The organism is Hymenobacter agri, from assembly GCF_054778495.1.
Map to the genome: position 1 here is coordinate 1 of NZ_BAAGZM010000907.1, position 1248 is coordinate 1248.

The window sequence follows — 1248 nt, forward strand, 5'->3', positions numbered from 1 at the left end:
ACCAACGCGCGCACGGCGGCGGCGCGGTCCGCCGCGTTGGGGTAGCGGGCGACCAGCGGCTGCAGCTGGTCTTTCAAAAAACCGGCCCGGTCGAGCTGCATGCCAAAGTTTTCGTCGTTGAGCAGCTCCATCTCGACTTTGGCCCAGGTGCCGGCCACGGGCTGGTAGGGCTGCCCGGGAAACCGCACCCCCGCCAGCTGGAAATTGAGGCGGTCGACGTAATCGGCCGCCGTGGTCATGTACGGCTCATCGCGAAAGGCCGGCACATCTTTCATCACCCAGCGCGAGCGGGTTTGGCGCGCCGTCACCGTTTCGTTCGAGCCCGCCTCGTGGGTGGTGTTGAACCCGCTGCCCACGGTGCTGCCCGCCATATGAATGTTGAATTGCACCGCATTGTCTTCCTCGGTTTGCACGGCTAGCATGTGGTAGCCCTGCTGCGCCTTGCGGTACTGAAAATACTCCGGAATGTCGGCCCGGAATTCGCTCCAGCGCACCGGGTATTCGCCCTGAAACGTCCAGTCCTGGAAGTTGGTGAAAAAGTCCGACACGACCGTGTACGTGTAGTCAATCACCGAGCCCTCGCGCACGTCGGGCAGCGTGAACTTGCGCACCCGCACGTGGGGCGTCACGTCTTCGCTGAAGGCGCTGGTGCTCAGGTCGAGCTTGGTCTTCGCCACCTTGCCATCCACCAGGTTGGTGGTGAGGCCGCGCAGGCCCGAAATCTTCTCCGAGTTTTCGCCCTGGTGGTAAAGGGGGACTTTCACGGTGGCGGCCTCGTAGCCGGCCTTTTTCAGGATTTTGATGCGGGTAGTGCGCTCCGATACCAGCTGAAACTGGTTGTTGATGAACTCGAAGCGGGTGGCGCCATAGTCGCACAGCACCACGGCCGCCGCCGCGCTGTCGCCCACGAAAGGCGCCGCCGTGAGGTCCTTGGGGTCGACCTGCCCAAACTTGATGGGCGCGCTTTGGGCCAGCGCGCGGGTAGCGGGCAGCAGAACGCCCAGCAGGACGGCGAAGGGTATTGTTTTATGCATGTAGAATAAAAGGGGAAAGGAAATATCGGATGGAAAAAATGGTTGGCTGTTTGCGCGTTAGCTGCCGGCTTTTTTCTGCACCACCAGCCGCTCGCCCTGCTTTTCGAGCGCTCGGCGGTATAGCTCGCGCAGGCTGGCGTAGTGGGCGGCCGGGTACACGGGGCGGGCCAGGCTCAGGCGCGACGTGAGCACCACCGTGCCCGGCGTGGGCGCC

Annotated in this window: 1 protein-coding gene; it reads right to left on the reverse strand. The window is 63.3% G+C overall.

Annotation, left to right across the window (positions count from 1 at the left end):
* On the reverse strand, positions 1-1034 hold a 1034-nt coding region (locus ACYVDE_RS23265), incomplete at its 3' end, for a DUF3857 domain-containing protein (RefSeq protein ID WP_460503910.1).
* Between the last annotated feature and the right edge of the window lie 214 nt (positions 1035-1248).